This is a genomic window from Serratia sp. A07 (genome assembly GCF_058725505.1).
In genome coordinates this window covers 1-4512 of record NZ_JBZXDO010000091.1, presented here as the reverse complement: position 1 = coordinate 4512, position 4512 = coordinate 1, and the positions used below count along the sequence as shown (strand labels likewise).

7 protein-coding genes are annotated in these 4512 nt (G+C 60.4%); all 7 read left to right on the top strand.

Going from position 1 to position 4512, the window contains the following annotated elements; translation table 11 throughout:
• On the top strand, nt 1-573 hold a 573-nt coding region (locus tag AC4PR2_RS27720; protein ID WP_492175893.1), incomplete at its 5' end, for a transglycosylase SLT domain-containing protein.
• Nucleotides 566-1189, top strand: coding sequence for a hypothetical protein (locus tag AC4PR2_RS27715; protein WP_492175892.1), 624 nt, complete (start codon nt 566-568; stop codon nt 1187-1189). The genes AC4PR2_RS27720 and AC4PR2_RS27715, both read left to right, overlap by 8 nt.
• The gene (locus AC4PR2_RS27710) at nt 1186-1509 is read left to right on the top strand and encodes a hypothetical protein (protein ID WP_492175891.1); all 324 of its coding nucleotides are present in this window, start codon (nt 1186-1188) and stop codon (nt 1507-1509) included. Before AC4PR2_RS27715 ends, AC4PR2_RS27710 begins: the two co-directional genes overlap by 4 nt.
• Before the next feature lies 1 nt (nt 1510).
• The gene (locus AC4PR2_RS27705; protein WP_241517491.1) at nt 1511-1825 is read left to right on the top strand and encodes a hypothetical protein; all 315 of its coding nucleotides are present in this window, start codon (nt 1511-1513) and stop codon (nt 1823-1825) included.
• A gap of 2 nt (nt 1826-1827) precedes the next feature.
• A complete protein-coding gene (locus AC4PR2_RS27700) occupies nt 1828-2373 on the top strand; it encodes a DUF3486 family protein (protein ID WP_201884162.1) in 546 nt (181 codons plus the stop codon).
• A complete protein-coding gene (locus AC4PR2_RS27695) occupies nt 2370-3893 on the top strand; it encodes a hypothetical protein (protein WP_492175890.1) in 1524 nt (507 codons plus the stop codon). The genes AC4PR2_RS27700 and AC4PR2_RS27695 overlap by 4 nt, the downstream gene beginning before the upstream one ends.
• The coding region (locus AC4PR2_RS27690) for a phage portal protein family protein (protein ID WP_492175889.1) at nt 3893-4512 on the top strand (620 nt) is incomplete at its 3' end. The genes AC4PR2_RS27695 and AC4PR2_RS27690, both read left to right, overlap by 1 nt.

Below are 4512 nucleotides of genomic sequence, written 5' to 3'. Positions count from 1 at the left end.
GGCGGATTCTTTTCCCAGGCACAGGCGGCCCAGCCGCCGGCCGCCGCTCAGCACTACCGGGATGCGACCATTCGTAATGCTCGCCTGGTATGGGGGCTGAATGCCCCGGTCGCTGATTTCGCCGCCCAAATTCATCAGGAGAGCCACTGGCGTCCAGACGCCGTGTCACCGGTAGGTGCAGAGGGGCTCGGGCAGTTTATGCCGGCCACCACCCGGTGGTTCGGTGACCTGGTACCGGAACTGGCTGCCAAGGCCCCGTTCAACCCCGACTGGAGCATCCGCGCGCTGATGCACTATGACCGCTGGCTGTGGCAACGCCTGGATGCCGTCAACGACTGCGAGCGCATGGCCATGACGCTGTCGGCCTACAACGGCGGACTCGGCTGGGTGCAACGTGACCGCCGCCTGGCGGTATCCCGGGGGCTGGAGGGGCGCCGCTGGTTTGGGCATATCGAGCAGGTCAACGCCGGGCGGAGTCCGGCGGCCTGGCGTGAGAACCGCCATTATCCGGCGCGTATTCTGCGTGAACTGGCACCGCGTTATCTGAGCTGGGGAGGAAGCAGCTGTGTTTAAAACGCAGATTCTGGGCGCGCTGGCGGTACTCGCGCTGTTGACGCTGCTGTCCGCACTCTGGTGGCACGGCCATGCCCGCGGCTTTTCCCAGGCGAAGCAGCTCGGCGAGCAACGCGTCTCTCAGTTGCAGGAAGGCTTCAGTCGACTGGAGAAGCAGCGCGCCGAACGTCAACTGCAGACCTTGCGTGAATTACAACAACGTTTCGAGCGCCAGCTTGCTGCTTCTGTTGCGAGCGAGCGCAACTACCTGGCGCGCATTGAACGGCTTGATGCCGAAAACACCCGACTTAAAAGGCAGATTGATGATGTTACCCGGCAATGGATGGATGAAAAAGGCAGGCTACATCCTGTGTCCTGCGTGTTTACTCGTGGCTTCGTGCAGCACTACAACACCGTCCTCGGCGTGCCCGACGCCGAAGGTGCAGGCGCTACCGCCACTGCCACCGGCGCTGGCAAAACGCCCGGGTCAACTGGCGCCGCTGACGCCCGGTTACGCCGGTCCGACATCAGTCAGCGCGATATCCTCGCCAACGTCACCGACAACGGCCGGCAGTGCCGCCTCTGGCGCGAGCAAGTGAACGGCCTGCTGGATTACATCGAAGGACTACAACAATGACGTTACAGCTGGATTTCTGGGTGCTGGTGGGCTATTTGCTGGGCTTTTTGGGCTTTATCGGCGGGCTGGCCAAGTGGTTTATCAACGAGACCGAAAAGCGCCAGGCCGAGCGGTTCAATTCGCTCGAGCGCCTGATGCGTGACTCGTCCGACAAATGGGCACGGCTTGAGCGGGAGGTGCTGGAGTTCAAGGTGGAAGTGCCGGAACGCTACGTCCGGCGCGATGAGTTCATTCACTACCAGCAGGTGGTCGAATCCCGCCTGGATGCCATCTACCAGAAGCTGGAAAACATACAACTGCGGCAGGTAAAGGGAGGATAACATGATGATTGATACGGCTCAGGCCAGACGTGAAGGGCTTCGCTGGGTGCTGTTGCAGGTGATTAACAAGGCGCGGCCTTACCCGGCAAATGACCGCCTGCTCTGGGATGTGGGCAGCTCGCTCTATCCCGATCTGACCAATCTGGAATTGCAGAGAGAGTTGCTGTTCCTTGACGGGCTGGCGCTGGTTGAACTCACCCGGCCACCGGCGCGTTCCTGGACGGCGACACTGACGCCGGCGGGGGTCAACCTGGTGGAATATGTGACGGACGACGTGCCCGGCATTGCCCGTCCGGCCAAATACTGGAGGGAGTGATCATGGCGCCACGCAGTCATATCGAAGTGTTGCCCCAGCCAGTGCGTGAATGGCTTGACCGGGCGTTGACCGAGCGCAACTTCAGCGGCTATCGCGAGCTTGAGACGCTGCTGCGTGACAAGGGCTACAGCATCGGTCGGGCGCAGATCTCCCGCTACGGGCAGAAGGTCCAACGCCGCTTCGCCGCTATCCGGGAAGCGACCGAAATGGCCAGGGTGATCACCGAAGGGGCTGAAGATGATCAGGACAAACGCTCTGAGGCCATCATCGCCACCATTCAGGCCGATATCCTGACGGCGCTTATCGACGTGCGCGAAGCCAGTGACGAGGAAATGGAGCCGGCTGAACGGGCCTCTCTGTTGGCCAAGGTGGGTAAAAGCATCGCCACGCTGACCCGCTCGTCCGTGAACCTTAAACGCTACCAGTCAGAAGTGCGTGAGAAAACAGAGAAAGCGGCCAATGCTGCAGAAAAGATCGCCCGCAAGGGCGGCCTGTCTGCCGAAGCCGTCACCGCCTTGCGCCGTGAAATTCTGGGGATTGCCACATGAACCTGCTGGCCCCTGTATTACCCGATACCTCAAGCCTTGATGTCCCTGTGGCGCTGATGCCCTACCAACAGCGTTGGGTGGCTGACAGCTCACCGCTCAAAGTAATAGAGAAGAGCAGGCGAACCGGCATTACCTGGGCAGAGGCTTCCGACAACGTGCTGACTGCTGCTTCGTCAACGTCGGCGGGAGGTATGAACGTTTACTACATCGCCTACAACCAGGACATGACCGTCGAGTATATCCAGGCCTGTGCCATGTGGGCCCGGGTGTTCAACTATGCCGCCAGCGAAATCGAAGAAGGCTTCTGGGAGGAAGAGGAAGACGACAAGCACATCAAGACCTACACCATCAAATTCCCGGATTCGGGCTTTCGTATCGTCGCACTTTCCAGTCGCCCCTCTAACCTGCGTGGTCGTCAGGGCATCATCGTTATCGATGAGGCCGCGTTCCACGAACAGCTGGACGAGCTGCTGAAAGCGGCGCTGGCGATGCTTATCTGGGGCGGCAAGGTACGCGTCATCTCCACCCATGACGGGGATGATAACCCGTTCAACACGCTGATCGGTGATATCCGGGCGGGCCGTCAGGGAGGCAGTGTTCAACGCATTACATTCAAGGAGGCCGTATCCGAAGGTCTGTTCCGACGCGTTTGTTTACGTACCGGTAAAACGTGGTCGGAGGATGCCGAACAGGCGTGGATGGCGTCGGTGTACAAATTCTATGGTGCCGGCGCATCTGAAGAGCTTGACTGTGTTCCAGCCAATGGCGGCGGCGCCTGGTTGTCTCGAGCGCTGATTGAATCCCGCATGTCTGCAGATACACCGGTGCTGCGTCTGACCTGCCCGGAAGGCTACGAGCTGAAGTCGGACGAGGTGCGCTTCACCGAGACACAGGACTGGCTGGATACGCATCTGAAACCACTGCTGGCGGCGTTACCCGCTAATGCCCGTTCTTTCCTGGGGCGGGATTTTGGTCGTAGCGGTGACCTGTCAGTGGATTACCCGCTACTGCAGCAAAAGAACCTGGTGCGCCGCGTGCCGTTCGTACTGGAGCTGCGTAACGTGCCATTCAAGCAACAAGAGCAGATCACCTGGTATCTGATGGATGGCCTCCCCGGGTTGCTGGGGGCGGCATTCGATGCACGGGGCAATGGCGCTTATCTTGCGGAATATGCCATGCAACGTTATGGCTCGAGCCGGGTCAAGCAGGTTATGCCCACCGAGGGCTGGTACCGGGAACATATGCCGCCGGTTAAAGCAGCTTTCGAGGACGGCAACCTGGAGGGGCTGCCGAAAGATGAGGACACGCTCGATGATCTTCGTGCCGTCCAGATTATCAATGGCGTCCCTCGCGTTCCTGAACAGCGCTCAAAATCCAAGTCGGATGGAGGAAAACGTCACGGCGATGCGGCGATCGCGCTGGCGCTGGCCTATTTTGCCAGCCGCGAGATTAACAAGGGGCCAGTCACTGCGAAGTCTCGCAGACGCCGACAGGCCAAACGACTACTGGAGGGATTTTAATGGCACGCGGACTGTATGTAACACCGACCGAGTTTGTCGCTTTCGCCGACCGCAAGCGCCCCCTGATGCGCTCCATCGCCACTCGCGAACGCAGCCCGGCTGGCATCCTCGGTTTTACCCAGTGGCTACCCAACCCGGACGTGATCCTCAAGTCACTGGGCCGCGATATCAGCGTCTATCGCGAGCTGCGCGCCGAACCGCTGGTTGGTAGCAGCATTCGTCGCCGCAAATCGGCGGTCAAGGCACTTGAGCGCGGCATGACGCCCCGCAATGCCAACAAGTCCGTGGTGGACTTCCTCACCAGCGTGATGGAAGGCTGGGATATCGACCGTATCATCGGCGAGCTGCTGGATGCGGCCTTCTTTGGCTACCAGCCGGCTGAGCTGACCTGGGCGCAGCGTGACGGTCGCCTGGTGGTCACCGATGTGGTCGGCAAGCCTCCCGAGTGGTTCTGCTTTGACGACGGTAATCAGTTGCGCTTCCGGGCCCGGCATGCCGGCCTTGCCGGCGAATTGTTGCCGCCGCGCAAGTTCGTTGTGGCCACGCAGGATGCGACCTTCGACAACCCGTACGGTTTCCCCGACCTGTCGATGTGTTTCTGGCCGGTGGCCTTCAAGAA